The following is a 26536-nucleotide window of genomic DNA, read 5'->3' on the forward strand; positions in this document are numbered from 1 at the left end:
GAATGAGCCGCTGGCGGCTGCTCGCGTCGGTGACGACGCCGCGTTCGAGAAGCAGAGTGTCAACGGTGGGGCCATACCAACGTTCCAAGCTCTCGGGCGTGGCGGCCGCGCGGTCCAGAAGCTTGAGCGCCTCGACCCAGATCCCCGGTTCGCCCGGCTCCAGCTCCATCGCCGCCATGTAGTCGCGATACAGCACCCCGGAGAGCGCGACGATTTGCTTGTGCGGCAGGGGCTCGGGGCGCTTGCGCAGCCGGTCCCAGATCAGCGCCTGTTTGCGCACCGCTTCGCTGTTGCGCTCCTTCGCCTCGGCCGGATCTTTCGTTCCGAGCGAGTGGCTGACCTCCCTGCGGCCGAACACCGCGACCAGATCGGCGGGCGTTTTCTGGCGAAAATAGTAGACGCCGGACTTCGGATTCTTATGCGGACGGGCCATCTGCAAGACCATGGTGTAGAACCTCGGTGTAGAACCGAAGGCAATCTAACCCCTTGATAGCAGCCAACTTCTTGGGATGTAACAAGAAAATATGGTGCTGCAAGAGAGGATTGAACTCTCGACCTCTCCCTTACCAAGGGAGTGCTCTACCACTGAGCTACTGCAGCGCCGGTGACCCTCTGGGGCCGTGGCGGCGATGTAGACGACAAATCCCGGCCATGCAAGTGCAAATTCGCTCGCTCTCTCGACACAATTCTTCGGGGACGCTAGAGAGGGGCCATGAACGAGAAAAACCCCGACAAATCCTGTGTCCGCACCGCTGGCGCGGCCCAGCTGAGCGCGCGCGAGGAGCGTCTGGCCGCAGCCTTGCGGGCCAATCTGGCGCGGCGCAAGGCGCAGGCGCGGCAGCGTGACGCGGTTACGGGGGACGATACGGATGAGGCCGAGACCGGCCCGGAAGGAAACCTGTAGTGGACAGCATCTTGGTGCGCGGCAACGGGCCGCTCTCTGGCCAGATCCCGATTGCGGGGGCAAAGAACGCCTGCCTCGCGCTGATGCCGGCAACGCTTTTGAGCGAGGAGCCGCTCACGCTCACCAATGCGCCGCGGCTCTCCGACATCCGCACCATGACCCAGCTTCTGGCCTCGCTCGGCGCCGAGGTCACCGCTTTGCAGGATGGCAAGGTGCTCGCCACCTCCTGCCATGGCGAGATCACGCCCGTCGCCGATTATGACATCGTGCGCAAGATGCGCGCCTCAAACCTCGTGCTGGGGCCGCTCCTTGCGCGGCTCGGCCATGCGGTCGTCTCGCTGCCCGGCGGCTGTGCGATCGGCGCGCGGCCGATGGACATTCATATCGACGCCCTCTCCGCCCTTGGCGCCGAGATCGAGTTGAAGGACGGCTATCTGCATGCCACGACCCGGGGCGGGCTGAAGGGCGCCACGCACCAGATGCGCTTTGCCTCGGTCGGCGCGACCGAGAACTTCCTGATGGCGGCGGTTCTGGCCAAGGGCAGCTCGGTGCTCAAAAACGCCGCGCGCGAGCCCGAGATCGTCGATCTTGCGCGTTGCCTGCGCGCGATGGGGGCCGAGATCGAGGGCGAGGGGACGTCCGAGATCACGATTCAGGGGGTGGACCGGCTGCATGGCGCCACCCATCCGGTGGTGACGGACCGGATCGAGCTGGGCACCTACATGCTCGCCCCGGCGATCTGCGGCGGCGAGGTCGAGTGTCTGGGGGGGCGGATCGCGCTCGTCGAGAGCTTCTGCGAGAAGCTCGATGCCGCCGGTGTTGCGGTTGAGGAGACCGAACGCGGCCTCAAGGTGCGCCGCAAGAACGGCCGGATCCGCGCCGTCGATGTGGTGACCGAGCCCTTCCCCGGTTTTCCGACTGACCTGCAGGCGCAGATGATGGCGCTTCTGTGCACCGCCGAGGGCACCTCGGTGCTGGAGGAACGGATTTTCGAGAATCGTTTCATGCATGCGCCCGAACTGATGCGGATGGGCGCCAAGATCGAGGTGCAGGGCGGGCATGCCACGGTGCACGGGGTCGAAAGCCTCAAGGGGGCGCGGGTGATGGCGACCGATCTGCGCGCCTCGGTCTCGCTCATCCTCGCGGGGCTTGCCGCCGAGGGGGAAACTGTGGTGAGCCGGGTCTACCACCTCGATCGCGGCTATGAACGGGTTGAGGACAAACTCCGCGCCGTGGGGGCGCAGATCGAACGGGTGAGGGACGAATGAAGGCGCAAGGCCGGTCACTCGAACTCTTCTTCATCGACGGTAATCCCGAAGGGATGCAGACCGCGGAAGTCTTCAATTGGACTGGCCATGTGCTCTATTTTCCGCGCACTCAGATTGTCCACGCTTTGCAACGCTCTGCTGCACGTCATACTGGCGTCTACGTCCTTCTTGGGGAGGGCGAGGTTGGCATGCGGGCCTATATTGGCGAAGGCGAAGATGTGGCCGAACGGATCAAAAGCCATGATGCGCAGAAAGACTTCTGGACGCATGCGGTGCTGATCACCACACAGGCGAACAACCTGCATAAGGCGCATGTAAAATATCTCGAGGCGCGACTGATCGAAGAAGCCACCAAGATCCGCCGCGTGCCTCTGGAGAACAACAACACGCCGTCCCGTCCGGGGCTGTCCGAGGCGGCACGTGCCAATATGGAAGAGTTTCTGGAGACGCTGTTTATCGTTTTGCCCGCGCTGCGAATCGACATGTTCCTTGATCGCGCACGGCCCAAAGCGCCTGTTGCGCTGACTGCTGCCGACAATATCGAGCCGCAAACTGGGGCAGATAGTATCATGTTCCGCCTGTCGGCGCCCCGCGTCGGTCTGGCCGCCCAAGCGCTTTTGATCAACGGAGAGTTCGTTGTTCTGGCGGGTTCTCTTGCGCGGGATCACTGGGCGGGAGTGGACTACGCGACATACAAAAAACTCTATGATGAGCTAGCGAATACGGGCGTTCTCGTTGCTGAGAGTGGCCATTGCGTTTTTTCCGAGCCTTATGCCTTTGCCAGCCCGTCTGCAGCAGCCGCCGTGATTTTGGGGCGCGCGGCAAATGGCACGCTCGAATGGAAGACCGAGGATGGTCGCAGTTATAAAGAATGGGAGGCCGGGACTCTGTCGAGCCTGCCCGAGGAGGACGAATGAGCCGGGATGCACGTTTTTCCGAAGGCGGCGAGGCGCCGCTGAGCCTGCGCGCGGAAAGCGCGGAAGATCTCGCGGTGATCGCCGCACTTGTGCAAGATGCGGTGCTGCCGGTCTCCGAGATCCGCTACGAGCCAAAGGCGCATCGGCTCTCGATGCTGCTCAACCGCTTTCGCTGGGAAGACAAGGCGCGGGCCGAGGCGGCAGGGCGCGATTATGAGCGGGTGCAGGCGCTGTTCGTGATCTCTGACGTGCTCAAGGTCGCCTCGCAGGGGTTCGACCGGCAGGATGCCGATCTCGTGCTCTCGGTGCTCGATGTAAGCTTCGAGCCCGGCGCAGAAGGCGCGGGGCGGGTGGTGCTGACGCTTGCGGGCGATGGTGCGCTTGCCGCTGATGTCGAATGCCTCGCGCTCGATCTGCGCGACGTGACGCGGCCCTATGCGGCGGTCTCGGGCCAGGCGCCGCAGCATCCGGAATGATCCGGCAGGCCCGGCCCGAAGACGCGGCCGCGATTGCGGATCTGATCGGCGCGGCAATCACCCGGCTTTGCGCGGCCGATCACCACGGCCAGCCCGAACGGCTCACTCCCTGGGTCGCGGCGAATGCGGCCGGCGCCATTGCGGCGCGGATCGCCGATCCCGCGCAGCGGCTCCTTGTGATCGCGCCCCCCGACGGGCTCGCCGCCGTGGGCGGGCTTGATTGGCGCGATCAGCCGCCGGTGCGCGGCCGCGTGAGCCTTCTTTTCGTCTCCCCGGATCGACGCGGGGCGGGCCATGCGCGCGCCATGCTTGGCGCGCTTGAAGGTGAACTTATCGCCCTTGGCCGCACGGAGGCCCGCCTCACCGCCACCAATACCGCGCGCGGATTTTACCTCGCGCAGGGCTGGACGGCGGACCCCGCCGCACCAGGCGGCGCGCTGCTCGGCCACGCGCTTGCCAAGACCCTCGCCTGAGCCCCTTTCATCTTGCCAAAAATATCCTGCGGGGGTGCGGGGGGGCAAAACCCCCGCTTTGCGCCGCCAAGCCTTGCCCCGCGCGCGCCAAGGCTCTATCCCGAGCGCAGAAGGAGCTCCGTGATGCCGCATTTCCTCAGCACTCAAGACGCCGATTTCGAGACCCGCTTCACCGCCCTTCTGGGGATGAAACGCGAGGACAGCCCCGATGTGGATGCCACCGTGGCGGCGATCATCGCCGAGGTGCGCGCGCGCGGCGATGCGGCGGTGATCGACTATACAGCAAAATTCGACCGGCTCGCGCTTACGCCCGAGACGCTTGCCTTCTCGCCCGAGGAGATCGCGGCCGAGGTGGCGAAGGTGAGCGCAGAAGAACGCGCCGCGCTCGAACTCGCGGCCGAGCGGATCCGCGCCTATCATGCCCGGCAGATGCCGGTGATGGAGGAGCGCTGGACCGAGCCGACGGGGGCGGAGCTTGGCTGGCGCTGGTCGCCTGTGTCGGCGGCGGGGCTCTATGTGCCCGGCGGGCTCGCCTCCTACCCGTCTTCGGTCCTGATGAACGCGATCCCGGCCAAGGTGGCGGGGGTGGAGCGGCTCGTCGTCGTCTGCCCGACGCCGGGCGGGGCGGTCAATCCGCTGGTGCTGCTGGCGGCGGAGCTTGCGGGCGTCGATACCGTCTACCGGATCGGCGGCGCGCAGGCGGTGGCGGCGCTGGCCTATGGCACCGAAACCGTGCAACCGGTCGACAAGATCACCGGGCCGGGCAATGCCTTTGTGGCGGCGGCAAAGCGGCGGGTGTTCGGCCGTGTCGGCATCGACATGATCGCCGGGCCTTCCGAGATTCTGGTCATTGCGGATGGAACCGCGAACCCGGACTGGGTGGCGCTCGACCTGCTTTCGCAGGCCGAGCATGACCAATCCGCTCAGGCGCTGATCCTGACGCCCGACGCTGATTTTGCCAAAGCGGTGACGGCGGCGGTGGAAAAGCGGCTCGAAACGCTGCAGCGGCGCGAAATTGCGGGGCCGAGCTGGCGCGATTATGGCACGGTGATCGTCACCCGCGATCTGGCCGAAGCGGCGATGCTGTCAAACCGCGTCGCCCCCGAACATCTTGAGCTTTGCGTCGCAGACCCGGAAGCGCTTTCGGCCCGGATCACCCATGCCGGCGCGATCTTCCTTGGCTCCTGGACGCCCGAAGCGATTGGCGATTACGTTGGCGGGCCGAACCATGTGCTGCCCACGGCGCGCTCGGCGCGGTTTTCCTCGGGCCTTTCGGTGATGGATTTCCTCAAGCGCACGACGCTGGCGAAAATGACCCCCGAGGCCTTGCGCGCCATCGGCCCTGCGGCGGAAACGCTGGCGATCTCCGAAAGCCTCGAAGCGCACGGGCTTTCCGTGCGCGCACGGCTTGATGCGCTCAACGCGCGGGGCTGAATGCCCCGCCCTGTGCCCGAGATCAGCTTTTCGCGAGGAGCTTTTCAAGCGCTTCGGCGGTGCGGCGGGTGTTGTGATAAATGCCGAGGCTAAGATAGGCCGCGCCGCCCCCGATCAACACCGAGATGCCGCCGGCGATCCAGATGCCCAACGCTGTGACTAGGCCGCCATGATACCTGTCGAACATCGCCGCGCCCCCCGACACGATCACGGCGAGCACGCTCAGCACGATCCCGATTCCGATGATGGCCTCGAAACTCCGGATAAAGAAATCACGCATTTTGGAAGATCCTGTGTGGCTGTAATGCGCCGTCATGCTGGGGTCAAAATGGGGCTGCGTCAACGTGGCAATGACGCTTGAGAAACGGCTGCGCCACTGTCATACCCGTGTAAAACAGGGGAGAGACATGAGCCGCATTTCCCGCCTCGAGATCGACGATTCGGGCCTGCCCGCGCCCACCCCGGAAATCGAACAGGAGCGCCGCGTGGCGGTGTTCGACCTGCTTGAGGACAATTCCTGGACGCTGCCGGGCCGCGAGGGGCAGCCCGCGCCCGTGGGGCCCTATGCGCTCACGCTCTCAGTGCGCGACGGACGGCTCGTGTTCGACACCTGTCTTGAAAGCGGCGAGAAGGTCACCGAATTCCATCTCTCCTTCGGCCCGTTCCGGCAGGTGGTGAAGGACTATTTCCAGATCTGCGAGAGCTATTTCGAGGCAGTGAAGAAACTGCCGCCCTCGCAGATCGAGGCGATCGACATGGCGCGCCGCGGCATCCACAACGAGGGCGCAAGGGTGCTGCAGGAGCGCCTTCACGGCAAGGCGGAGATCGACATCGACACCGCGCGCCGCCTGTTCACCCTCGTCTGCGCGCTGACCCCGGCAAGCTGATGACCAGCCTTCCCCATTCGGTCCTGTTCTGTTGTGATCACAATGCCACGCGCTCGCCGATGGCCGAGGGGATGATGAAGAAGTTCTATGGCCGCGAGGTCTATGTGCAATCGGTGGGCGTTAAAGCCGATCTCGATACCGACGGCTTCGCGATTTCCGTCTGCGCCGAGATCGGGGTGAACCTCGAGCGCCATCAGGCCCGCAGCTTTCATGAATTGCGCGAAATGGGGGATGACCTGAGCGGGTTTGACCTGATCGTCGCGCTCAGCCCTGCCTCCTATCATCAAGTGCTCGATCTGACGCGGTTTTACCACATCGAGGTCGAACACTGGATGATCATGGATCCGACCGGGCTCGGCGAGGGGCGCGAGGAGCGGCTGCATTATTACCGTCAGGCGCGCGACCAGATCCGCGACCATATCATCGGCCGGTTCGGCCCGCCGCATCGGAACTGAGCGCCATCAGCTCGGGCAGGTGGCTCTCGATCCAGTCGCTGAGTGCAAAGACCCGCGCCGAGATTTCCTCCCCCGCCGGGGTCAGCCGGTAATCGACACGCGGCGGCACCTCGCCGTGATCGGTGCGGATCAGGAGCCCGTCCGCCTCCAGCACCTGCAGCGTTTGCGCCAGCATCCGCTCGGAGATGCCCTGAATTCTCCGGCGCAACTCGGCAAAGCGCAGGGTGCTGCCGCGCAGCGCGATCAGCACGAGCCCACCCCAGCGCGAGCTCACATGTTGCAGGATCTGCCGCGACGGGCAATCGCGCGCCAGCACATCCCCCTGCATCTCTTCCTGCGCACTCTGCGCACCGATCCTGTGCATGGCTGCGGTATACTTACATTCCTGTTGGTACTTACGAATTGTTAGCGCACCACGTAGCTTCGGGCAAGACGCATCACAGGAGATTGCCATGACCATCGCCGTTACCGCCGCCACCGGACATCTGGGCGCGCTCACCCTTGCCGCGCTGAAAGCCCGTGGGGCCGCCCCCGTCGCGCTTGCCCGCAGCCCCGCCAAAGTTTCGGGCGGGTTCGAGGCCCGCGCTTTCGACTACAACGCCCCCGATCCGGCGGCACTCACGGGCGTCGACGTTCTGATTCTGATTTCGTCGAATGATTTCAATGACCGCGCCGGTCAACACAAGCGCGCGATCGCGGCGGCAAAGGCCGCGGGCGTGGGCCGGATCGTTTACACTTCGGTGCTGAAGGGGCCCGCCTCGCCGATGACCCTGCTCGCTGCAGATCATATCGCGACCGAGGCCGCGCTGCACGAAGCGGGCGTGCCCTTCACGATCCAGCGCAACGGCTGGTACAGCGAGAACCTGACCGGCAGCCTTGGCGCAGCGCTTGAGCATGGCGCGGTGATCGGCGCGGCCGGAGAGGGCAGGCTCGCGACCGCCGCGCGCGCCGATTATGCCGAAGCGGCCGCCGTCGTGGCGCTCGACGGAGCACATGCGGGCAAGGTCTATGAGCTGGCGGGCGATCAGGCCTTCACCATGGCCGAATTCGCCGCCGAAGTTGCAAAACAGTCGGGCAAGCCGGTCGCCTTCGTCAACATGACGGAAGCCGATTATGCCAAGGCGCTCGAAGGCTTCGGCCTGCCCGCAGCCTTTGCCGCCACGCTGGCGCAATCGGATGCCACCTCGGGCAGCGCGGCGGCGCTTTATGATGACAGCGGTGCACTCTCGCGGTTGATCGGCCGCCCGACCACGCCGATTGCGGAAACGATCCGCGCCGCCCTCGGCTGAGCGCTTCCGGCAGGACGGTTTTCACTCCCGTCCTGCCGGTTCCGAGGTTTGACGGCGCCCGGACGGCATGCCAATGTGGCGCAAAATCAGGAGGTTCCGATGCCCCGCGCCACTGCCCTTGCCGCCATCTCGGCCTATTACGACGCCTTCAACCGGGGCGACACGCGCGCCATGGAAGCGCTGGTGACCGAAGATTTCGAGCACCATGTCAACGAGGGCAATATTCGCCGCGGCGTGGAAAAGTTCCGCGCGTTCAACGCCCACATGACCCGTTGCTACCGCGAGACCCTCACCGATATCGTGGTGATGGCGAATGATGCGGGCACGCGCGCCGCGGCGGAATTCGTGGTGCATGGCAGCTATATCGAGACCGATGACGGCCTGCCGGAAGCGAGGGGGCAGGTCTACATCCTCCCGGCGGGCACGTTTTTCACCCTGCGCGAGGGCCGCATTGCGCGCGTGACCACCTATTATAACCTCGCCGACTGGATCCGTCAGGTGCGCTGATGGAAGTGCGCATGCTCACCGGTGCCGCGCTCGACGCCGCGCTCGACGACGTGGCCCGGCTCCGCATCGCCGTGTTCCGCGACTGGCCCTATATTTATGATGGCTCGCTCGACTATGAGCGGCGCTATCTCGAAAGCTACCGCGCCTCGGAAACCGCGATTGTCGTCGGCGCCTTTGAGGGTGCGCAGCTTGTTGGCGCGGCCACCGGCACACCGCTCGAAGACCATGCCGAGGATTTCGCCACGCCTTTCGCGAATACGAACCTTGTGCTCGACGAAGTCTTCTACTGTGCCGAGTCGGTGCTTCTGCCCGCTTATCGCGGCCAGGGCCTCGGCCATACCTTCTTTGAGGCGCGCGAGGCCCATGCCCGGGCGCTCGGGCGACGCTTTTCCGCCTTCTGTGCCGTGATCCGTCCCGAAACCGATCCGCGCAAACCCGCGGGTTATCACGCGCTGGACGGGTTCTGGCGCAAGCGCGGCTATGCGCCGATGCCGGGGGTCGTTGCGCATTTTCGCTGGACGGATCTGGGCAATGACGCTCAAACCGAGAAGGCACTGCAATTCTGGGGGAAATACTTGTGAAACAGGTCACTGTCGCGACAGCCGCCTATCCGCTCGACTGGCATGAGGACTGGGCGAGCTATGAGGCGAAGGTCCGCGCCTGGGTGCAGGCGGGGGCGCTCAAACGGGCCGATCTGCTGGTATTTCCCGAATATGGCGCGATGGAAATCGCCTCGCTTGGCGGGCCGGAGGTGGCGGGCGACCTGGACCGCTCGGTGGCCGAGGTGGCGCGGCATGTGGGCGCGATGGAGCGGCTCTTCGAGGGGCTGGCGATCGAGTTCGGCCTTTACATCCTCGCGCCGTCGGGCCCGGTGATCGAGGGCATGGCGCGGCGCAACCGCGCAACGCTCTTTGGCCCCGCAGGCCGGATCGGCCATCAGGACAAGGCGATCATGACCCGGTTCGAGCGCGATGACTGGCGCATTGATGGCGGCAGCGACGGGCTGCGCCTTTTCGACACGGGCTTTGGCCGGCTCGCAATCCTGATCTGTTATGACAGTGAATTTCCGCTTCTGGCCCGCGCCGTTTGCGAGGCGGGGGCGGTTTTGCTGCTGGTCCCGAGCTGCACCGACACCCGCGCAGGCTACCATCGGGTGCGCGTGGGCGCACAGGCGCGTGCGCTGGAAAACCAGTGTGTCACGGTGCAGGCGGTTGTGGTCGGCGCCGCCGCCTGGTGCCCCGCAGTGGCGGAAAACCACGGCGCCGCCGCACTTTACGCGCCCCCGGATGTGAACTGGTGCGAGACAGGGGTGATTGCCGAAGGCGCTTATGACGCCCCCGGCTGGGTGGTGGCCAAGGTCGACCTCGAAAAGGTCGAAATCGCGCGCACCGATGGCGAAGTGCTGACCTTCCGGCACTGGGGCGAGCAGGCCATGCAAACGGCTCATGTCGGGCTTGAGCCGGAATCCCCCCGCAAGGCTTGACATAGCGCTTGAATTTTGCGCGATCCGGGCGCATGTATCGCGCGCCCGCGGAATTGGCGCGGGTATCCCTATCGGAGTGACCATGGCCAAGGAAGAAATGCTCGAATTCCCCGGCGTCGTGAAGGAACTCCTGCCGAACGCGACGTTCAAGGTCGAGCTGGAAAACGGCCATGAGATCATCGCGCATATGGCAGGCAAGATGCGTAAAAACCGCATCCGTGTTCTGGCAGGCGACCGGGTTCAGGTGGAAATGAACACCTACGACCTCACCAAGGGTCGCATCAACTATCGCTTCAAGTGAGGCTGATCCTCGGATCGGCCAGCCCCCGTCGGCGCGAGCTTCTGGCCCAGCTGGGGCTGGAACCCGCCGAGGTCCGCGCCCCCGACATTGATGAAACGCCCCAACGCGGTGAGCCCGCGCGCGATTATGTAGCGCGTATGGCGCGCGAAAAGGCGGCTGCGCTGCCCTGCGCCGCCGATGAGGTGGTGCTGAGCGCCGACACGACCGTGACCTGCGGGCGACGCATTCTCGGCAAACCCGCCGATGAGAAGGAGGCGGCCGAGTTCCTCTGGCTCCTTTCCGGGCGGCGCCATCATGTGCTGACCGCCGTGGCCGTACGCACCACGGACGGGCTGCGCGAGCGGCTTGTGGATACCATCGTGCGCTTTCGTCCGCTCTCCAATACCGATGTGAATGGCTATCTCGCCTCGGGCGAATGGCGGGGCAAGGCGGGCGGCTACGCGATTCAGGGCCGGGCGGGAGCCTTCATCCCGTGGATTCAGGGCTCGTTTACCGGCGTTGTGGGCCTGCCGCTTGCCGAAACCGCCACGCTCCTGCAGGCTGCGGGGATCACCGCGGGAGAGACTGTATGAAGGGGCGGATCGTTGTTCTAGGCGAGGTGAAGGGGCTTGAGGCTGCCGCGCTGATGGTGGATGGCCGGCTTGAGGATCTGATCGTCGATGCCTCCGCCGCCGTCGCGCTGGCGCCGGGCGCGATTTGCCGCGCGAAGGTCGAACGGCAGATGAAGGGGCAGGGCGGCGTGTTTGTCACGCTGCCGGGCGGTGAAAAGGGCTTTTTGCGCGAGGCAAAGGGGCTTTCGCCGGGGCAATCTGTGCTCTGTCAGGTGTCGGGCGGGACCGAACCGGGCAAGGCGCTCCCGGTCACGCTGCGGCTTTTGTTCAAGGGCCGGTATGGCATCGTCACGCCGGGCGCGCCGGGGCTCAATGTCTCGCGCCGCATCCGCGACGAAGATCTGCGCGAGGGCCTTCAGGCCCTTGCGGGCGTGGTGATGGAAGGCTCCGAGATGGGGCTCATTCTGCGCTCGGCCTGCGAGGGCGCCGAGGATGGCGAGATCGTCGAAGATCTTGCCGGTCTGCGTGATCTGGCCGAGGCCGTGCTTGCCGATACCGAGGGCACGCCGGAGCTGTTGGTCGACGCTCCCGGCCCCCATGAAGAAGCCTGGCGCGACTGGGCCGAGCCCGCGCCCGATGAGGTAGTCGAGGGCTTTGGGCCGCGTGGCGTGCTCGAAGCGATCGACGAGGTGCTGAGCCCGCGCGTGGCGCTTTCCGGCGGCGGTCACATGATGATCGAGCCGACGCGGGCGCTGATTGCGGTCGATGTGAACACCGGCGCCGACACCTCGCCCGCGGCCAGCCTCAAGGCCAATATCGCCGCGGCCCGCGATCTGCCGCGCCAGCTTCGACTGCGCGGGCTGGGCGGTCAGGTTGTCGTTGATTTCGCGCCGATGCCGAAAAAAGATCGTGTCGCGCTCGAACAACAGCTGCGCACCGCTTTCAAGGGCGAGGCGGCGGAAACGAGCCTTGCCGGCTGGACGCCCTTGGGCATGTATGAGCTGGTGCGCAAGCGCGACCGGGTGGCGCTTGCCACGCTGATCGGGGGGGCGGTATGAGCTGCCCGATCTGCGGCAAGGAATCGGATCCGAAATACCGCCCGTTCTGCTGCAAACGCTGCGCCGATATCGACCTCGCGCGCTGGCTCAATGGCTCCTATGTGATCCCGGGCGAGGCGCTCGAGGAAGAAGACCGCGCCGCCGAGCGCCCGGAGCCGCCGATTCACTGAGCCCCGTTTCGCCACGTCACGCGCGCCTTTGACCCGCGCCTGTGCTTGGATGGGGCAAAGGGAGGATCGGATGAGCCGGGTTAGCGTGACAAGGGCGGGGGGCGTGGCGCAGGTGCGCCTCAATCGCCCCGAAAAGATGAATGCCGTCGATTTCGAGATGATCGACGCGGTGATTGCCGTGGCCGAGGACTTGGCCGCCGATGCGAGCCTGCGCGCGGTGGTGCTGTCCGGCGAAGGGCGGGCCTTTTGCGCCGGGCTTGATGTGGCGAATTTTTCGTCGCTGGCGCTCGGCGATCCCGAGGGGTTGATCATGCCGCGCAGCCATGGCGCCGCGAACCGGTTCCAGCAGTTTTCGCTCGCATGGCGCGCGCTGCCGGTGCCGGTGATCGCCGCGCTTCATGGCGTGGCCTTCGGCGCGGGGCTGCAACTCGCGGCGGGGGCAGATATGCGCATTGCCGCGCCGGGCACGAAGCTGGCCGTGATGGAGATGAAATGGGGCCTCGTGCCCGATATGGGCGGGATGGTGACGCTGCCCGAGCTGGTGCGGGCCGATGTGTTGCGTCGCATCACCTGGACTGCCGAAGAGGTGGCGGCAGAAGAGGCGCTGCGGATCGGGCTTGTGACCGAGATCGCCGCCGACCCGCTGGCGCGCGCGGTGGAGCTTGCGGGCGTGATCTCGGGCAAGTCCCCTTCTGCGGTGCGCGCGGCCAAACGGCTGATCGAGGTCGCCTATACCGCGCCCGCAGATGAGGTGCTGGAGCGCGAGAGCCGCGAGCAGACCGATCTGATCGGCAAGCCCGACCAGATGGAGGTGATTGCCGCCAATATGCAGGGCCGCGCGCCGAAGTTTGGGTGAGGGGCGCAGGCCGGGCCGCGCCCTCCCGCTTCAGATCGAGAGCTTCTTGAAGATCGGCTCCGGGATCGCGCGGATCACGGCCATGAGGAAATACCAGATCTTCGCGGTGTAGACGACGTTTGCACCGCGCGCGATGCCGCCCATGATGTCTTCCGCCACGGTCTCGGGGCTCGCCATGAAAGGCAGCTTCTTGCCCGCCGTCATGCGCGTGTCCACCGGACCGGGCTTCACCGTCATCACATGCACGCCCTTGCGACCGAGCCGGTTGCGCAGCCCCGACAGATAGGTGGCAAAGCCTGCCTTCGCGGCGCCGTAGACGTAATTGCCAACGCGCCCGCGGTCCCCCGCAACCGAGCCCACGCCGATGATCGTGCCTTCCCCCCGCGCCTCGAGCACCGGGGCAAGAAGGGTGAGGAACTTGGCCGGGCCGGTGAAATTGTCGGTCACTACCGCGTCGATCAAGGCCGGATCGGCGTCGATCGCAGATTGCTCGGGCATCGCGCCGACAAAACAGGCGAGGTTCAGCACGCCCTCGACCGCGGCGAGTTTTTGCACAAGCGCCGGGAAGGCGGCATCGTCGCGGATGTCGAATGGTATCACCTCGACCTTCGGCGCCCCGCGCAAATGACAGTCTTTCGCGAGCGCGTCGAGCTCTTCCATGTCGCGCCCGGCAAGAATCAACGCGGCGCCGTCGATTGCGAGGCGCCGCAGAAAGGGGCGGGCCATGCCAGAAGTGGCCCCGAGAACGATCCAGTATTGCATGCCTCAGGCACTCCTCAGGTTCAGGCGTCGGACGAGGTCGGTCTCGAAGGCGCGGGTCGGGTCGGCCTTCGCCACCTCTTGCTGCCACAGCGCGAGCTCGGGATACATGGCGCGGATGCGCGCACCCTCAGCAAGGGCGTCCTTGGCGAAATAGAGCCGCCCCCCCGCCGCTGCGGTATCGATCTCAAGCGCGCGGATCAGATCGCGCGCCGCGGCGCGGTTCGGAAAATCGACGGCGAGGGTGTAACCCTCCATCGGGAAGCTCAGATAGCCCGCGCGCCCCGTCCCCATGCGCTTGAGCACGGCAAGCGGTGAGGCAAGGCCCGAGTTGGCGATGCGGGTGAGCATGGCGCGCAACGCCTCGGCCGCCGCGAGCGGTACGACACATTGAAACTGGTGAAAGCCGCGCCGCCCGTAAAGCCGGTTCCAGTCGTGGATCCTGTCGAGCGGAAAGAAAAAATCCGTCATGGATTTGAGCACGGTGCGACCGGCCGCCGGGACGCGGCGGTAATAGGCGGCATTGAAGGCGCGTACCACCGGGGCAGAGAGCGCGAAATGCGGCGCATCCATCGGCACCCGCGTGATGTGCTTGCGATCCCGGCTCAGCCCGCGGCCAAATTCGGCCTCCTCGATGATGCCGCGGCCGAGCGATGAGCCGGTGGCGGTGGCGTCGATCCAGCCCACGGTGTAGCTTGCTTGCGAGCCGTCGAGAAACGCGAGATGCTCCGCCCAGTTCCGCGCGCGCCGCTCCGTCACCACCATCAGATCGCCCGCACAGGGGGCAAGACGCAGTTTCGCACGCGTAATTACCCCGGTCTGGCCAAGCCCGCCCACAGTTGCCTGAAAGAGCGCCGTGCCGGGCGTGACAATGACCTCGCCGCCGGCCTGACGCAGCGTGATCTCGCTCACATGGGTGCCAAAGCTTCCGGCGTGGTGGTGGTTTTTGCCATGCACATCCTGCGCGATGCAGCCGCCAAGCGTGGCAAAGCCGGTGCCGGGCATCACTGCCGGGATCCAGCCGCGCGGCGCGAAGCTGGCCGCCACCTCGCCGATCCGCGCGCCCGCTTCAAGCGTGAGTGTGCCGGTCGCGGGATCGAAATCGAGGAAGCGGTCGAGCCCGCTCATATCGAGCGCGGGCCCCTGCGAATTGAGCGCGGCATCGCCGTAAGAGCGGCGCATGCCGAAGGCGGGGGCGAGCATATCGAGCGCGCGCAGGTTTTGTGGCCGGTGGATCGGGCCGCGGGCGCGCAGCGCGCGGCCCCAGCCATAATATTCGGGCGGGGGCGGGGTCATCTTGCCGGGCCCGCCGCCGCGCGCTCGGCGAGCGGAAAGACGAGAAGCCCGAGCGCGATCGAGAACCAAAGCGTGGTCAGCCGGATCACCGCCGTGGCGGGCAGGGCAATCTCGAGCGCTACCCCCTCGAGCGTGAGCAGCGTGAGCATCGCCGCCTCTGCGCCGCCCATTCCTCCGGGAGCACCGGTGAGGCCGCCCGCGAGCGTGGCGAAGATGAAAATCGCGACGGCTTTCCAAAGACCGATCTCGGCGCCCAGGAACCCCAGGAGCAGATGGAACGCATAGCCCTCGGCCAACCAGCCGGCAAAGCCGAGCGTCAGCGCGAAGGCCAGCGTGGGCGCGTGGTGGAAGCGGGAGAGCGCGCGCGCCGCCTGACGGGCGCGTCCGAAAAGCCGTGGCAGGCGCCCGAAGACACGATAGCCGAGCGTGACGAGCGCCGCGAGCAGCCTTGGCCGCGTCGCCACGACCGCGGTGGCAAAAGCGAATGCCGTCACGGGAAGCGCCCCGGTGAGACCGCCCGCGGCGAGGGCAAGGGACAGCGCGAGCAGAAGCCCCATCACGGCCAGATCGGTGGCCCGGTCCATCAGCGCGAGGGGAGCGCTCAGCGCGACTGGCCAGCCGGTTTCGCGCCGGATCCAGCGCATCCGCACGAATTCACCCAGCCGCCCCGGCGTCACCGACAGGGCAAAACCGCCGATATAATGGCGCAGATCCTGCATCAGTCGGGTGGGTAGGCCAAGGCGGCGGGCAAGCAGATGCCAGCGCAGGCCCCTGAGCAGGTAATTCAGCAGCGAAAGCGCGAGAAGGACGGCAATCTGTCCCGGATGCAAGCGCGCAATCTGGGTGAGGCTCTCCTCCCAGCCCGTCACTGAGGCGAGCCCTGCCAGACCCACGCCGACCAGCGCCACGAGCCCCGCCATCAGCGCCCGGTCGCGCCAGCGGCGCGACACCGAGACAGAAGGCATATTTGGGCTCAGGCTCGTCATTCTCAGCCATCTAGTGGTTAATTGGGGCAGGATTATGATGCTGTTGCACGCAAGCGAACAATTTTAACGACGGCAGGGAGCGGGCTTTACCGTGTTGCCGCGCTTTCCGGAAGCGATCCGGCGGCACGAAAACAGGAAAAAGCCCCGCACCGGCGGGGCTTTTGTCGCGGTCTGGTTTGCCCCGGGGCCGGGTCAGTCGACGATGGTGGCTTCGGTTGCGGCGCGCAGCTCCGCCTCGCTCACGCCATCTGCGAGTTCGACGATCTTCAGCCCACCCGGCACTACATCCATCACGCCCATGTTGGAGATGATCCGGTTCACCACCGCCTTGCCGGTGAGCGGCAGCGTGCAGCGGTGCAGCACCTTCGAGTCGCCATGCTTGTTGGTGTGATCCATCACCACCACAACGCGCTTGACGCCCGCCACAAGATCCATCGCGCCGCCCATGCCCTTCACGAGCTTGCCCGGGATCATCCAGTTCGCCAGATCGCCCTCTTCGCTCACTTCCATCGCGCCCAAAATCGCCATCGCGATCTTGCCGCCGCGGATCATGCCAAAGCTCGTGGCGCTGTCGAAATAGGCGGTCTGCGGCAGTTCGGTGATGGTCTGCTTGCCCGCGTTGATCAGGTCCGGGTCTTCCTCACCCTCATAGGGGAAGGGGCCCATGCCGAGCATGCCGTTTTCCGATTGCAGCGTCACCGTGACGCCCTCGGGGATGAAGTTCGGCACCAAGGTCGGGATGCCGATGCCGAGGTTCACATAGGTGCCGTCTTGCAGCTCCTTGGCGGCCCGCGCCGCCATCTGGTTGCGATCCCACATGATCAGCCCTCCCGTTTGCGCGTGGTGCGTTGCTCGATGCGCTTCTCATGCGTGCCCTGAACAAGGCGGTGCACATAGATGCCGGGCAGGTGGATATGGTCGGGATCAAGGCTGCCCAAGGGCACGATCTCCTCCACCTCCATCACGCAGACCTTCCCGCACATCGCCGCGGGCGGGTTGAAGTTGCGCGCGGTCTTGCGGAACACCGCATTCCCCGAGGGGTCGGCCTTCCACGCCTTGACGATCGAGACATCGGCGAGGATCGCCCGTTCGAGAATATAGGTCTCGCCGTCGAATTCCTTGTGCTCCTTGCCCTCGGCCACCACCGTGCCAACGCCGGTTTTGGTGTAAAAGCCCGGAATGCCGCAGCCGCCCGCGCGCATCCGCTCTGCAAGCGTGCCCTGCGGGTTGAATTCAAGCTCAAGCTCGCCCGAAAGGTATTGGCGCATGAACTCGGCATTCTCGCCGACGTAAGACGAAATCATCTTCTTGATCTGCCGCGTGTCCAGAAGCTTGCCGAGCCCAAAACCATCCACGCCGCAGTTGTTCGAAGCGATGGTGATCTCCTTCACCCCGCTCGCCACCAGCGCGTCGATGCAAAGCTCGGGGATGCCGCACAGGCCAAACCCCCCCGCCGCCAGCGTCATGCCGTCGAACAGAAGCCCGTCGAGGGCCTCCGCCGCCGAGCCGTAGATCTTGTTCATCAATGCCTCCCCGAATTCCCTAAGGGAATTTGTGGCGAAGGCCGGGGCGCAAGTCAATTGCCGCGTTGCGGCGCTCAGTCTTCCGTCAGGCTCTCGTCCGCGTCAGGCTTGGCGACCTTTTTGGCCGGCGTCTTTTTCGCGGCGGCTTTTTTCGGTGCGGCCTTCTTTGCGGCAGGCTTTTTCTCGGCAGAGGCCGCTTTGGCGGGCGCTTTCTTGGCCGCAGCCTTTTTCGGTGCCGCCTTCTTGCCGCCTTTCGCGGCTTTCGCCTCGAGAAGCGGCAGGGCGGCCTCAAGTGTCACCGTCTCGGGTTCGAGATCCTTGGGCAGGGTCGCATTCACCTTGCCCCATTTGACGTAAGGCCCGTAGCGGCCCGGCATCACCTGCACCGGCCCGCCGTCGGGGTGCTCGCCCAGTTCCTTGAGCGGTTGCGCGCTCGCGCCGCCGCGGCCCGGACCGCGCGCAAGCTTTTGCGCCAGCACCTCGACCGCGCGGTTCATGCCGATGGTGAAAACCTCTTCCACATCGGGCAGGTTCGCATAGGTCTTGCCGTGTTTCACATAAGGCCCGAACCGCCCGATGGCCGCCTCGACGGGTTCGCCATCTTCCGGGTGCGGCCCGATCTGGCGCGGCAGCGAGAGCAGCGTGAGCGCGCGCTCGAGGTCGATGCTCTCAGGGGACCAGCCTTTCGGCAGGCTCGCGCGGGGGGGCTTCGGTTGCTCTTCGCTGGCCTCGCCCTTCTGCACATAGGGGCCAAAGCGACCAATCCGCAGCGTGACCGGCACGCCCTCGTCCTCGCCAAGCACCTTGCCGTCGAGCGCGGCGCTCTCGTCATCTCCGGGCGCCGAGAGGGGCCGCGTGTAGCGGCATTCGGGATAGTTGCCGCAGCCGATGAAGGCGCCGCCCGAGCGCGCGGTTTTCAGATGCAGTCGTCCCGCGCCACAAATCGGGCAGATGCGCGGGTCCGAGCCATCGGGGCGGGGCGGGTAGAGATGCGGCGAGAGCACCTCGTCGATCTTGTCGAGCACTTCGCCGATGCGCAGATCGGCGGTTTCGCCCAAAGCCGCCGAGAAATCCCGCCAGAAGCGCGCGAGCACTTCCTTGTAATGGCGGTCACCGGCGGAGATGTCATCAAGCTCCGTTTCCATGTCGGCGGTGAAATCGTATTCGACATAGCGGCGGAAATAGTTCGTCAGGAACGCTGTCACCAGCCGCCCGGTGTCTTCCGGGATCAGGCGGTTCTTGTCCTTGCGCACATAGCCACGGTCAACGATCGTGGTGAGGATCGAGGCATAGGTGGAGGGGCGGCCGATGCCGAGCTCTTCCATGCGCTTCACAAGCGTGGCCTCGGTATAGCGCGGCGGCGGCTGGGTGAAATGCTGCTCGGGGGTGATCTGCCCCTTCTTTGCCGCCTCGCCCTGCATGATCTGCGGCAGCCGCGCGCCGTCTTCGCTCTCGTCGTCATCGCGGCCCTGATCGTAGATCTTCAGAAAGCCGTCAAAGGTGACAACCTGCCCGGTCGCGCGCAGCTCCACCTCGCCATCGCGCGAGCCCACATCCACCGTGGTGCGCTCCATCACCGCCGCCGCCATCTGGCTTGCCAGCGTGCGCTTCCAGATCAGGTCGTAGAGCTTTCCCTGATCATCGGCGAGCTTGAGCTTGTCGGGGCTGGTGCTCATGTCGGTGGGGCGAATGCACTCGTGGGCTTCCTGCGCGTTCTTCGCCTTGTTCTTGTACATCCGCGGGCTCGCGGGGACGTAATTCTCGCCAAACCGGCGCTTGATCTCGTCGCGCGCGGCCATCACGGCCTCGGGCGCCATGTCGATGCCGTCAGTCCGCATATAGGTGATGTGACCGGCCTCGTAGAGCCGTTGCGCCGCCGACATGCAGGCCTTGGCCCCCATGCCGAACTTGCGGCTCGCCTCCTGTTGCAGGGTCGAGGTCATGAAGGGCGGATAGGGGTTGCGGGAGGCGGGCTTCGCCTCAACCGATTTGACGATCAGATCGCGCGAGGTGACGGCCTGCACCGCCAGCTCAGCATCGGTTTCGGTGGCAAGGTCGAACTTGTCGAGCTTCTTGCCGCCGAGCACCGTGAGCCGGGCCGAGAAGCTTTGCCCGCGCGGCGTGGTGAGCTCTGCTGTCACCGTCCAGTATTCGCGGGCGCGGAACGCCTCGATCTCCATCTCGCGCTCGACGATGAGCCGCAGGCAGACCGATTGCACGCGCCCCGCCGATTTTGCGCCCGGCAGCTTGCGCCAGAGCACCGGCGAGAGGTTGAAGCCGACAAGATAGTCGAGCGCGCGGCGCGCCAGATAGGCCTCGACCAGCGCCTGATCGACCTGGCGTGGCGCCTTCATCGCTTCAGTGATCGCCGATTTGGTGATCGCGTTGAAGGTGACGCGGCTGACCTTCTTCTTTTTCAGCTTCGAGGCCAGCGCCTCTTGCAGGTGCCACGAAATCGCCTCCCCCTCGCGATCAGGGTCGGTGGCGAGGATCAGTTCGTCATCGTCGGCCAAGGCCTCGGCAATGGCGCGGATGTGCTTTTTCGAGTCGGAGGCAACCTCCCATTTCATCTCGAAATCCTGCTCGGGGTCGACCGAGCCATCCTTGGGCGGCAGGTCGCGCACATGCCCGAAGGAGGCAAGAACGGTATAATCGGCGCCCAGATACTTGTTGATCGTCTTGGCCTTGGCAGGAGATTCGACAACGACGACGGCCATGACTTCCTCTCAATCTCGCGCACCCCATGTGGGGGCGGACCATGCGGGGCGTTTGGGGGAAATGTCAATCCGCGATGATCTGGCCGCGAAACGGGTTGCAAAGCGATGCGCGGACAGGGGGTTGCCACGGCGGATGATGCGAGGAAGCTCAGCCGCGGCTGACGAGGCCGCCCGGATGGCGCGTCACGGCGCCCTCGATTTCAAGCGCCAGAAGCTCGCGCGAAAGCGTCGCGGCATCGGTGCCCAGATCGCGGATCACGGCATCTTCGGGCGTGGGGGAGGGGCCGAGAAGCGCAAGCAGGCGCGCGCGCAGGGGGGGCTGCGGCGTTCGGGCGGCGGCGGGGGCGCTGTCGGGCACTGGGCGCGGTGGAGCGACCATCCCGAGCGCGGCGAACACATCTTCGGCGCCGCGGATCAGCGTGGCGCCATCACGGATCAGCATGTTGCCCCCGCTCGCGCGCGCATCCATCGGGTGACCCGGCACCGCCATCACCTCGCGGCCATAGTCGAGCGCCATCCGCGCGGTGATCAGGCTGCCAGAACGTGCCGCGGCCTCGATCACCAGCGTGGCCCGGGAAAGTGCTGCAATGATCCGGTTGCGCTGCGGAAAATGGCGCGCCTGCGGTTCGATCCCCGGCGGCAATTCGCTCAGGCGCAGGCCAGAGGCCGCGATGCGCCCGGCCAACGCCTTGTTTTCAGGCGGATAGATCACGTCGATGCCGCCTGCCATCACGGCGATCGTGCCCGTTTCAAGTGCGGCGTCATGGGCGGCGGCGTCGATGCCACGGGCGAGGCCCGAGACCACGGCGAACCCGGCCTGACCGATGTCGCTTGCGAGCCTCTGCGCCATCCGCAGCCCGAGCGAAGACGCGTTTCGCGCGCCCACAAGCGCGATCCTCGGGCGGGCCAGGAGCGCGGGGTCGCCGAGTGCCCAGAGCAGCGGCGGGGCATCGGCAAAGGCGAGGAGATCGGCGGGATAGCCGGGGGCCCCGGGCAACAGGAGCCGGGCCCCGGCCCGCCGACCCGCGGCGCGTTCGGCCTCGGCTACGCCACGAGGGCAGGGCGTATAGCCCGCAGCGCCCGCGGCGGCGGCCATGCCCGGAAGTGCGTCGAGCGCCGCTGCGGCGCTACCGTGATCTGCGAGGAGCCGGAAAAAAGTCGTCGCGCCGACGCGACGGGAGCGAGCGAGGCGAAGAAACGAGAGCTCGTCTTCTTCCGTGGTGGGTGGGGTGAAGGGGGTGGGGTAAGAAAACAAACTTGTTTTCATCCGTCCCTCCGCCTCGTTCGCAAGACCAATCTGGCGCGTTAATCTTAACAAAACGTTACCAAGAAGGCGATTCGCGTCAAGGTTGTACAAAATTTTCCGCAAATGGGCGTCATGCGGAAGGCGCGCGCTCAGGCCGCGGATCCGCCCACGGTGAGGCCGGAAATGAGAAGGGTCGGCTGGCCCACGCCCACCGGCACCCATTGGCCCGCCTTGCCGCAATTGCCCACGCCGGGGTCGAGCGTCATGTCATTGCCGATCGCGCGGATCCGCTTCATCGCGGCGGGCCCGTCGCCGATCAGCGTCGCGCCCTTCACCGGCGCGCCGATCACGCCGTTTCTCACCCGGTAGGCCTCGGTGCAATTGAAGACGAACTTGCCGTTGGTGATGTCGACCTGACCGCCACCAAAGCCCACGGCATAGATCCCGTCTTTCAGATCGGCGAGAATCGCGCCGGGTTCGGTGTTGCCGCCGAGCATGTAGGTATTGGTCATGCGCGGCATCGGCGGGTGGGCATGGCTCTCGCGTCGGCCGTTGCCGGTCGGCGCCACGCCCATCAGCCGGGCGTTCTGACGGTCCTGCATGTAGCCGACAAGAATGCCGTCCTCGATCAGCACGGTGCGGTTGGAGGGCGTGCCCTCGTCATCGACCGAAATCGAGCCGCGCCGGTCGGGGATCGTGCCATCGTCCAGCACCGTCACGCCCTTCGCGGCAACCTGCTGGCCAATGAGCCCGGTGAAGGCAGAGGTTTTCTTGCGGTTGAAATCGCCCTCAAGGCCGTGGCCCACCGCCTCATGCAGCATCACACCGGGCCAGCCGGGGCCGAGCACCACATCAAACGTGCCTGCCGGGGCGGGTTCCGCATCCAGATTCACGCAGGCGATCCGGAGCGCCTCGCGCGCGGTCTTCTGCCAATGCTGCGGCTCCAGAAGGCCTGCAAGCCCGAACCGCCCGCCGCCGCCGTGCGAGCCGCTCTCGCGCCGCCCGTTTTCCTCGACAATCACCGAGACATTGAGCCGTGCCATCGGGCGGATGTCGCTGACCATGCCGCCTTCGGGGCGCAGGATCACCACCTCTTGAAGGCTCGCCGCCACAGTCGCCGTCACTTGCACCACACGCGCATCGAGCCCGCGGGTGAAGGCATCAATCTCGCGCAGGAGGTCGATCTTGGCCGCAAAAGGCGCATCCCCCATCGGATCGGCGGCGCCGTAAAGGGCCCGGTTGGTGCGCGAGGGAGGCGGGGCCAGCATGCCGCCGCCATCGCCCACGGCAAGCCGCGCCGTCTCGGCGGCGCGCTTCAGTGCGGCCTCCGAGATCTCGGTCGCATGGGCAAAGCCCGAAACCTCGCCTTTCACCGCGCGCAGGCCAAACCCCTCGGAAGCGTCATAGGAAGCATTCTTCACCCGCCCGTCATCGAAAACGAGCGCTTCGGAGCGGTGGCGCTCAAGGAACAGTTCGCCATCCTCCGCCCCCGCAGTCGCCGCACGCAAAACGGCAAGGGCGGCGGCCTCGTCGACATGGGTCTCGAAAGGGGCGAAACGGTCCTCGGTCATGGGAGCTCCTCCTTGCATCGGGCAAAAATAGGGGTGGGGGGCGCGAAAGGAAAGGCGATCGCGCGATTGCACGGATTATTGCGTGGAATGCGGCGATTTCCCTTGCATCCTTGGGGATGACAGTCCCCGCGATCTCGCGTATCACGCGGCAGTCAAGAAAAGGGCGACAGATGCGCTATATCTCCACCCGGGGGCAGGCCCCGGTTCTGAGCTTTGCCGAGGCGATGTTGACGGGGCTCGCGCGCGACGGCGGCCTTTATGTGCCCGAATGGGTGCAGGCGATGAGCCCCGGGGAAATCGCCGATCTGGCCGGGCGCAGCTATGAAGAGGTGGCGTTTCGCGTGATGTCGCCCTTCGTCGGCGCGGCCTTCACCGAGGCGGAGTTGCGCGGCGCGATTGCACGCGCCTATGCGGGCTTTGGCCATGTGGCGCGCGCGCCTCTGGTGCAGCTTGCGCCGGGGCATCATCTGCTTGAGCTCTTCCACGGCCCGACGCTGGCGTTCAAGGATTTCGCCATGCAGATCATCGGGCAGCTGTTCCAGATCGCGCTGGCAAAAGAGGGCAAGCGCATCACCATCGTCGGCGCCACCTCGGGCGACACCGGCTCGGCGGCGATTGAGGCCTTCAAGGGGCTGGAAAACGTCGATGTCTTCATCCTGTTCCCGCATGGGCGCGTCTCGGAGGTGCAGCGCCGCCAGATGACGACGCCCGCGGAGGCCAATGTCCATGCGCTCGCCCTCGATGGCACGTTTGATGATTGCCAGAACCGGCTCAAAGACATGTTCAACGACTTCGCCTTCCGCGACGAGGTGGGCCTTGCCGGGGTGAACTCGATCAACTGGGCGCGGGTGCTGGCGCAGGTCGTCTATTATTTCACCGCCGCCGTGGCGCTGGGCGCGCCCGGACGCAAGGTCAGCTTCACCGTGCCGACGGGGAACTTTGGCGATATTTTCGCGGGCTTCATCGCGCGCGAGATGGGGCTGCCGATCGAGCGGCTCGTCATCGCCACGAACCAGAACGACATTCTGCACCGTTGCCTGACCACGGGCGATTACCGCATGGACGGGGTAAAACCCTCGATCTCGCCCTCGATGGATATCCAAATTTCCTCGAACTTCGAGCGCGCGCTGTTCTTTGCCTATGGCAAGGACGGGGCTGCGGTGACGCAACTGATGGAAGAGCTGAAAACACAAGGCGGGTTCAGCGTGTCTCAGGGCGCGCTTGAAGCGCTGCGCGAGATCTATGCCTCGGCCAGCGTCTCGGAGGCGGAAACATCCGAGACCATCGGGGCCGAACTGGCGCGCTCGGGCGAGCTTTTGTGCCCGCATTCGGCCGTTGGCGTGCGGGTGGGCCATGCGCATCTGAGCGCCCCCACCCCGATGATCACGCTCGCCACCGCTCATCCGGCGAAATTCCCCGATGCGGTCGAGGCCGCCACCGGCATCCGCCCGGCGCTGCCCGAACGCATGGCGGATCTGTTCGCGCGCTCCGAGCGTGTGACCCGCGTGCCCAATGACCTTGCGGCCCTTGAGGCGCTGATCCGGCAGGAGCGGCGCGCATGATCGAACTGACCACGCTCGCCAACGGCCTGCGCATCGTCACCGAGCGCATGCCGGGCCTCGCTTCGGCTTCGGTGGGCATCTGGGTGCAGGCCGGCGGGCGGCATGAACGTGTCGAGCAAAACGGGATCGCCCATTTTCTCGAACATATGGCCTTCAAGGGCACGAAAACCCGCTCGGCGCTGCAGATCGCCGAGGCGATCGAGGATGTGGGCGGCTATATCAACGCCTATACCTCGCGCGAGACCACGGCCTATTACGCCCGCGTGCTGGGCGCCGATGTCGGGCTGGCGCTCGATGTCATTTCCGACATCGTGCTCAACCCGGTGTTCGATGCGCGCGAGCTTGAAGTCGAACGCCATGTGATCTTGCAGGAGATCGGTCAGGCGCTCGACACGCCTGATGACATCATCTTCGACTGGCTGCAGGAAGCCGCCTATCCCGATCAGGCGATCGGGCGCACGATCCTTGGCCCCGCCGAGAATATCGAGCACTTCGGGCGCGCCGATCTCGCGCGCTTTGTGGCCGAGCATTACGGCCCTGACCAGATGATCCTCTCGGCGGCGGGGGCAGTTGATCACGGCGCGATCGTGAAACAGGCCGAGGCGATCTTTGGCGCGCTCAAACCCGTCGGCCTGCCGGATGTGCAGCTTGCCCGCTGGTCCGGGCAGGAGCGGCGCGAGCTGAAGGATCTTGAGCAGGTGCATTTTGCGCTCGCCTTCGAGGGGCCGTGCTACCGCGATGCCGATCTTTATACCGCGCAGGTCTATTCGACTGCGCTGGGCGGCGGCATGTCTTCGCGGCTGTTCCAGAAAATCCGCGAGGAGCGGGGGCTCTGTTATTCGATCTTTGCTCAGGCCAGCGCCTATGACGATACCGGCATGGTGACGATTTACGCGGGCACCTCGGGCGAGGAAGTGGCGGATCTGTGCGGGCTGACGATTGACGAGCTCAAGCGCGCCGCAGACGACATGACCGAGGCGGAGGTGGCGCGTGCCCGTGCGCAGATGAAGGCGGGGATGCTGATGGGGCTCGAAAGCCCGTCCTCCCGCGCCGAGCGGATGGCACGCAACCTCGCGATCTGGGGCCGGGTGCCCGGGCTTGATGAGGTCGCCGCGGAGATCGATGCGGTGAGCGTGGCTGCGGTGCGCGATTATGCGGGCCGGATGGTGGCAGGGGGGCACAATGCGCTCGCCCTCTATGGCCCGGCGGAAGCGGCGCCGGATCTCGCAGGGCTCAGGCGGAGGCTTGCCGCCTGATGTTCCTGCGCCGCCGCAAGCCTCTGGTCGAGACCGAACGGCTGACGCTGCGGCTGCCCCTGCATGCCGATTATCGCGGCTGGGCGGCGCTCCGCACCGAGAGCCGGGAGTTTCTGGCGCAATGGGAGCCCGCCTGGTCGTCCGATCATCTCGGCCGCAAGGCCTTTGCAAACCGGGTTTACTGGGCGGCAAGGGCGGAAGCTGCGGGCACGGCGCTGCCCTTTTTTCTGATCGAGCGGCAATCGGGGGCGGTGCTGGGCGCGATCACGCTCGACAATATCCGGCGCGGCCCGGCGCAAGCGGGCACGCTCGGTTACTGGGTTGGTGCGCGCTATGCCCGGCAGGGCTATATGCGCGAAGCGATTGCGGCAGTGGTCGATTATGCCTTCGGCCCGATGGATCTGAGCCGGATCGATGCCGCCTGCCTGCCCGAAAACGCCGCCTCGCGCGGGGTGCTGGAAAAATCCGGGTTCAAATACGAGGGCGTGGCGCAGAGCTATCTGCAGATCAACGGGCGCTGGCGCAACCATGTGCTTTACGCCAATCTGCGCGCAGACCGGCGGGGTCGAACCGATATCGGCTGAGCGGGGC

30 protein-coding genes, 1 tRNA gene and 1 pseudogene are annotated in these 26536 nt (G+C 65.9%); 20 read left to right on the forward strand and 12 right to left on the reverse strand.

From position 1 onward, the window contains the following. Positions 1-256 precede the first annotated feature (256 nt). Together CRO22_RS19385 and CRO22_RS06225 are read right to left on the reverse strand one after the other, a co-directional pair. Positions 257-445 (reverse strand): annotated as a pseudogene (locus CRO22_RS19385) (DUF6538 domain-containing protein); the annotation flags it as partial. A gap of 80 nt (positions 446-525) precedes the next feature. Further along, positions 526-600 (reverse strand) — tRNA-Thr (locus CRO22_RS06225). A 112-nt stretch (positions 601-712) separates the two neighbouring features. Between CRO22_RS06225 and CRO22_RS06230 the strand changes: the two genes are divergently transcribed. The 6 genes from CRO22_RS06230 (at position 713) to hisD (ending at position 5472) form a co-directional block, all read left to right on the forward strand. Next, positions 713-904, forward strand: coding sequence for a hypothetical protein (locus tag CRO22_RS06230; protein ID WP_097069277.1), 192 nt, complete (start codon positions 713-715; stop codon positions 902-904). Beyond that, positions 904-2172 carry a UDP-N-acetylglucosamine 1-carboxyvinyltransferase gene (gene murA / locus CRO22_RS06235; protein ID WP_097069278.1) on the forward strand — a complete coding sequence of 423 codons (1269 nt, stop codon included), beginning with the start codon at positions 904-906 and terminating at the stop codon, positions 2170-2172. The genes CRO22_RS06230 and murA overlap by 1 nt, the downstream gene beginning before the upstream one ends. Further along, positions 2169-3089: a GIY-YIG nuclease family protein gene (locus CRO22_RS06240; protein ID WP_097069279.1), complete on the forward strand. Its 921-nt coding sequence runs from the start codon at positions 2169-2171 to the stop codon at positions 3087-3089. Before murA ends, CRO22_RS06240 begins: the two co-directional genes overlap by 4 nt. Further along, positions 3086-3565: a DUF2948 family protein gene (locus CRO22_RS06245; RefSeq protein ID WP_097069280.1), complete on the forward strand. Its 480-nt coding sequence runs from the start codon at positions 3086-3088 to the stop codon at positions 3563-3565. The genes CRO22_RS06240 and CRO22_RS06245 overlap by 4 nt, the downstream gene beginning before the upstream one ends. Further along, positions 3562-4038 (forward strand): GNAT family N-acetyltransferase, encoded by a 477-nt coding sequence (locus CRO22_RS06250; protein WP_176518565.1) that lies wholly within the window; start codon positions 3562-3564, stop codon positions 4036-4038. The genes CRO22_RS06245 and CRO22_RS06250 overlap by 4 nt, the downstream gene beginning before the upstream one ends. Before the next feature lie 123 nt (positions 4039-4161). Further along, entirely contained in the window at positions 4162-5472 is a 1311-nt protein-coding gene (gene hisD / locus CRO22_RS06255) for a histidinol dehydrogenase (protein WP_097069282.1), read from the forward strand. 22 nt (positions 5473-5494) lie between these two features. On the opposite strand, the gene CRO22_RS06260 is transcribed toward hisD, so the two are convergent. Next, positions 5495-5788 (reverse strand): hypothetical protein, encoded by a 294-nt coding sequence (locus CRO22_RS06260; RefSeq protein ID WP_141399420.1) that lies wholly within the window; start codon positions 5786-5788, stop codon positions 5495-5497. Between the two features lie 91 nt (positions 5789-5879). On the opposite strand from CRO22_RS06260, the gene CRO22_RS06265 reads away from it, so the two are divergent. Both CRO22_RS06265 and CRO22_RS06270 read left to right on the forward strand, forming a co-directional pair. Beyond that, positions 5880-6359, forward strand: coding sequence for a UPF0262 family protein (locus tag CRO22_RS06265; RefSeq protein WP_097069284.1), 480 nt, complete (start codon positions 5880-5882; stop codon positions 6357-6359). Beyond that, on the forward strand, positions 6359-6814 hold the full coding sequence (locus tag CRO22_RS06270; RefSeq protein ID WP_097069285.1) for an arsenate-mycothiol transferase ArsC: 456 nt from the start codon (positions 6359-6361) through the stop codon (positions 6812-6814). Before CRO22_RS06265 ends, CRO22_RS06270 begins: the two co-directional genes overlap by 1 nt. On the opposite strand, the gene CRO22_RS06275 is transcribed toward CRO22_RS06270, so the two are convergent. After that, the gene (locus tag CRO22_RS06275; RefSeq protein ID WP_097069286.1) at positions 6780-7178 is read right to left on the reverse strand and encodes a winged helix-turn-helix transcriptional regulator; all 399 of its coding nucleotides are present in this window, start codon (positions 7176-7178) and stop codon (positions 6780-6782) included. The two genes, CRO22_RS06270 and CRO22_RS06275, sit on opposite strands and share 35 nt — an antisense overlap. A gap of 88 nt (positions 7179-7266) precedes the next feature. Between CRO22_RS06275 and CRO22_RS06280 the strand changes: the two genes are divergently transcribed. The 9 genes from CRO22_RS06280 (at position 7267) to CRO22_RS06320 (ending at position 13029) form a co-directional block, all read left to right on the forward strand. Next, positions 7267-8103 (forward strand): NmrA family NAD(P)-binding protein, encoded by an 837-nt coding sequence (locus tag CRO22_RS06280; protein ID WP_097069287.1) that lies wholly within the window; start codon positions 7267-7269, stop codon positions 8101-8103. Between the two features lie 99 nt (positions 8104-8202). Next, positions 8203-8610 carry a ketosteroid isomerase-related protein gene (locus tag CRO22_RS06285; RefSeq protein ID WP_097069561.1) on the forward strand — a complete coding sequence of 136 codons (408 nt, stop codon included), beginning with the start codon at positions 8203-8205 and terminating at the stop codon, positions 8608-8610. Further along, on the forward strand, positions 8610-9191 hold the full coding sequence (locus tag CRO22_RS06290) for a GNAT family N-acetyltransferase (protein WP_097069288.1): 582 nt from the start codon (positions 8610-8612) through the stop codon (positions 9189-9191). The genes CRO22_RS06285 and CRO22_RS06290 overlap by 1 nt, the downstream gene beginning before the upstream one ends. Further along, entirely contained in the window at positions 9188-10093 is a 906-nt protein-coding gene (locus CRO22_RS06295; protein WP_097069289.1) for a carbon-nitrogen hydrolase family protein, read from the forward strand. The genes CRO22_RS06290 and CRO22_RS06295 overlap by 4 nt, the downstream gene beginning before the upstream one ends. A gap of 82 nt (positions 10094-10175) precedes the next feature. Further along, complete coding sequence (gene infA, locus CRO22_RS06300; protein WP_055212580.1) at positions 10176-10394, forward strand: translation initiation factor IF-1; 219 nt, start codon at positions 10176-10178, stop codon at positions 10392-10394. Next, positions 10391-10966: a Maf family protein gene (locus tag CRO22_RS06305; protein WP_097069290.1), complete on the forward strand. Its 576-nt coding sequence runs from the start codon at positions 10391-10393 to the stop codon at positions 10964-10966. The genes infA and CRO22_RS06305 overlap by 4 nt, the downstream gene beginning before the upstream one ends. Beyond that, positions 10963-12003, forward strand: a complete 1041-nt coding sequence (locus tag CRO22_RS06310; RefSeq protein WP_097069291.1) for a ribonuclease E/G — start codon at positions 10963-10965, stop codon at positions 12001-12003. Before CRO22_RS06305 ends, CRO22_RS06310 begins: the two co-directional genes overlap by 4 nt. Continuing rightward, a complete protein-coding gene (locus CRO22_RS06315; RefSeq protein WP_097069292.1) occupies positions 12000-12173 on the forward strand; it encodes a DNA gyrase inhibitor YacG in 174 nt (57 codons plus the stop codon). Before CRO22_RS06310 ends, CRO22_RS06315 begins: the two co-directional genes overlap by 4 nt. Positions 12174-12243: 70 nt before the next feature. Then, positions 12244-13029: a crotonase/enoyl-CoA hydratase family protein gene (locus tag CRO22_RS06320; protein WP_097069293.1), complete on the forward strand. Its 786-nt coding sequence runs from the start codon at positions 12244-12246 to the stop codon at positions 13027-13029. 30 nt (positions 13030-13059) lie between these two features. Here CRO22_RS06320 and CRO22_RS06325 read toward each other — a convergent pair whose 3' ends face one another. The 8 genes from CRO22_RS06325 to tldD form a co-directional block, all read right to left on the reverse strand. After that, positions 13060-13791, reverse strand: a complete 732-nt coding sequence (locus CRO22_RS06325) for an SDR family NAD(P)-dependent oxidoreductase (protein WP_097069294.1) — start codon at positions 13789-13791, stop codon at positions 13060-13062. Positions 13792-13794: 3 nt separating this feature from the next. Beyond that, the gene (locus CRO22_RS06330; protein ID WP_097069295.1) at positions 13795-15084 is read right to left on the reverse strand and encodes an FAD-binding oxidoreductase; all 1290 of its coding nucleotides are present in this window, start codon (positions 15082-15084) and stop codon (positions 13795-13797) included. Further along, on the reverse strand, positions 15081-16070 hold the full coding sequence (locus CRO22_RS06335) for a lysylphosphatidylglycerol synthase transmembrane domain-containing protein (RefSeq protein WP_097069296.1): 990 nt from the start codon (positions 16068-16070) through the stop codon (positions 15081-15083). The genes CRO22_RS06330 and CRO22_RS06335 overlap by 4 nt, the downstream gene beginning before the upstream one ends. A gap of 192 nt (positions 16071-16262) precedes the next feature. Continuing rightward, a complete protein-coding gene (locus CRO22_RS06340) occupies positions 16263-16892 on the reverse strand; it encodes a 3-oxoacid CoA-transferase subunit B (RefSeq protein WP_097069297.1) in 630 nt (209 codons plus the stop codon). Beyond that, positions 16892-17593 carry a CoA transferase subunit A gene (locus tag CRO22_RS06345; RefSeq protein ID WP_097069298.1) on the reverse strand — a complete coding sequence of 234 codons (702 nt, stop codon included), beginning with the start codon at positions 17591-17593 and terminating at the stop codon, positions 16892-16894. Before CRO22_RS06345 ends, CRO22_RS06340 begins: the two co-directional genes overlap by 1 nt. 74 nt (positions 17594-17667) lie before the next feature. After that, positions 17668-20310: a type I DNA topoisomerase gene (topA, locus tag CRO22_RS06350; RefSeq protein WP_097069299.1), complete on the reverse strand. Its 2643-nt coding sequence runs from the start codon at positions 20308-20310 to the stop codon at positions 17668-17670. A 148-nt stretch (positions 20311-20458) separates the two neighbouring features. Continuing rightward, positions 20459-21577: a DNA-processing protein DprA gene (gene dprA, locus CRO22_RS06355; protein ID WP_097069300.1), complete on the reverse strand. Its 1119-nt coding sequence runs from the start codon at positions 21575-21577 to the stop codon at positions 20459-20461. Positions 21578-21705: 128 nt separating this feature from the next. After that, on the reverse strand, positions 21706-23127 hold the full coding sequence (tldD, locus tag CRO22_RS06360; RefSeq protein WP_097069301.1) for a metalloprotease TldD: 1422 nt from the start codon (positions 23125-23127) through the stop codon (positions 21706-21708). 170 nt (positions 23128-23297) lie between these two features. Between tldD and thrC the strand changes: the two genes are divergently transcribed. The 3 genes from thrC to CRO22_RS06375 are packed head-to-tail and all read left to right on the forward strand — an operon-like array spanning position 23298 to position 26529. Next, positions 23298-24689 carry a threonine synthase gene (gene thrC, locus CRO22_RS06365; RefSeq protein WP_097069302.1) on the forward strand — a complete coding sequence of 464 codons (1392 nt, stop codon included), beginning with the start codon at positions 23298-23300 and terminating at the stop codon, positions 24687-24689. Then, positions 24686-25945, forward strand: a complete 1260-nt coding sequence (locus CRO22_RS06370; RefSeq protein WP_097069303.1) for a M16 family metallopeptidase — start codon at positions 24686-24688, stop codon at positions 25943-25945. Before thrC ends, CRO22_RS06370 begins: the two co-directional genes overlap by 4 nt. Then, positions 25945-26529, forward strand: coding sequence for a GNAT family N-acetyltransferase (locus tag CRO22_RS06375; RefSeq protein ID WP_097069304.1), 585 nt, complete (start codon positions 25945-25947; stop codon positions 26527-26529). The genes CRO22_RS06370 and CRO22_RS06375 overlap by 1 nt, the downstream gene beginning before the upstream one ends. Positions 26530-26536 lie beyond the last annotated feature (7 nt).

Origin of the sequence: Rhodobacter maris (genome assembly GCF_900217815.1) — a bacterium.
Classification (GTDB): Bacteria; Pseudomonadota; Alphaproteobacteria; order Rhodobacterales; family Rhodobacteraceae; genus Rhodobacter; species Rhodobacter maris.

What these genes read in the sequence shown, in the direction of transcription:
- CRO22_RS06260 (WP_141399420.1), bottom strand. Translation starts at nt 5,788, where the DNA reads ATGACGGCGCATTACAGCCACACAGGATCTTCCAAAATGCGTGATTTC.
- CRO22_RS06290 (WP_097069288.1), top strand. Translation starts at nt 8,610, where the DNA reads ATGGAAGTGCGCATGCTCACCGGTGCCGCGCTCGACGCCGCGCTCGAC.
- CRO22_RS06375 (WP_097069304.1), top strand. Translation starts at nt 25,945, where the DNA reads ATGTTCCTGCGCCGCCGCAAGCCTCTGGTCGAGACCGAACGGCTGACG.
- CRO22_RS06275 (WP_097069286.1), bottom strand. Translation starts at nt 7,178, where the DNA reads ATGCACAGGATCGGTGCGCAGAGTGCGCAGGAAGAGATGCAGGGGGAT.
- CRO22_RS06315 (WP_097069292.1), top strand. Translation starts at nt 12,000, where the DNA reads ATGAGCTGCCCGATCTGCGGCAAGGAATCGGATCCGAAATACCGCCCG.
- CRO22_RS06330 (WP_097069295.1), bottom strand. Translation starts at nt 15,084, where the DNA reads ATGACCCCGCCCCCGCCCGAATATTATGGCTGGGGCCGCGCGCTGCGC.
- CRO22_RS06370 (WP_097069303.1), top strand. Translation starts at nt 24,686, where the DNA reads ATGATCGAACTGACCACGCTCGCCAACGGCCTGCGCATCGTCACCGAG.
- infA (WP_055212580.1), top strand. Translation starts at nt 10,176, where the DNA reads ATGGCCAAGGAAGAAATGCTCGAATTCCCCGGCGTCGTGAAGGAACTC.
- dprA (WP_097069300.1), bottom strand. Translation starts at nt 21,577, where the DNA reads ATGAAAACAAGTTTGTTTTCTTACCCCACCCCCTTCACCCCACCCACC.
- thrC (WP_097069302.1), top strand. Translation starts at nt 23,298, where the DNA reads ATGCGCTATATCTCCACCCGGGGGCAGGCCCCGGTTCTGAGCTTTGCC.
- CRO22_RS06240 (WP_097069279.1), top strand. Translation starts at nt 2,169, where the DNA reads ATGAAGGCGCAAGGCCGGTCACTCGAACTCTTCTTCATCGACGGTAAT.
- hisD (WP_097069282.1), top strand. Translation starts at nt 4,162, where the DNA reads ATGCCGCATTTCCTCAGCACTCAAGACGCCGATTTCGAGACCCGCTTC.
- CRO22_RS06345 (WP_097069298.1), bottom strand. Translation starts at nt 17,593, where the DNA reads ATGAACAAGATCTACGGCTCGGCGGCGGAGGCCCTCGACGGGCTTCTG.
- CRO22_RS06335 (WP_097069296.1), bottom strand. Translation starts at nt 16,070, where the DNA reads ATGACGAGCCTGAGCCCAAATATGCCTTCTGTCTCGGTGTCGCGCCGC.
- CRO22_RS06270 (WP_097069285.1), top strand. Translation starts at nt 6,359, where the DNA reads ATGACCAGCCTTCCCCATTCGGTCCTGTTCTGTTGTGATCACAATGCC.
- CRO22_RS06250 (WP_176518565.1), top strand. Translation starts at nt 3,562, where the DNA reads ATGATCCGGCAGGCCCGGCCCGAAGACGCGGCCGCGATTGCGGATCTG.
- topA (WP_097069299.1), bottom strand. Translation starts at nt 20,310, where the DNA reads ATGGCCGTCGTCGTTGTCGAATCTCCTGCCAAGGCCAAGACGATCAAC.
- CRO22_RS06310 (WP_097069291.1), top strand. Translation starts at nt 10,963, where the DNA reads ATGAAGGGGCGGATCGTTGTTCTAGGCGAGGTGAAGGGGCTTGAGGCT.
- CRO22_RS06285 (WP_097069561.1), top strand. Translation starts at nt 8,203, where the DNA reads ATGCCCCGCGCCACTGCCCTTGCCGCCATCTCGGCCTATTACGACGCC.
- CRO22_RS06230 (WP_097069277.1), top strand. Translation starts at nt 713, where the DNA reads ATGAACGAGAAAAACCCCGACAAATCCTGTGTCCGCACCGCTGGCGCG.
- CRO22_RS06320 (WP_097069293.1), top strand. Translation starts at nt 12,244, where the DNA reads ATGAGCCGGGTTAGCGTGACAAGGGCGGGGGGCGTGGCGCAGGTGCGC.
- CRO22_RS06280 (WP_097069287.1), top strand. Translation starts at nt 7,267, where the DNA reads ATGACCATCGCCGTTACCGCCGCCACCGGACATCTGGGCGCGCTCACC.
- CRO22_RS06265 (WP_097069284.1), top strand. Translation starts at nt 5,880, where the DNA reads ATGAGCCGCATTTCCCGCCTCGAGATCGACGATTCGGGCCTGCCCGCG.
- CRO22_RS06325 (WP_097069294.1), bottom strand. Translation starts at nt 13,791, where the DNA reads ATGCAATACTGGATCGTTCTCGGGGCCACTTCTGGCATGGCCCGCCCC.
- CRO22_RS06245 (WP_097069280.1), top strand. Translation starts at nt 3,086, where the DNA reads ATGAGCCGGGATGCACGTTTTTCCGAAGGCGGCGAGGCGCCGCTGAGC.
- tldD (WP_097069301.1), bottom strand. Translation starts at nt 23,127, where the DNA reads ATGACCGAGGACCGTTTCGCCCCTTTCGAGACCCATGTCGACGAGGCC.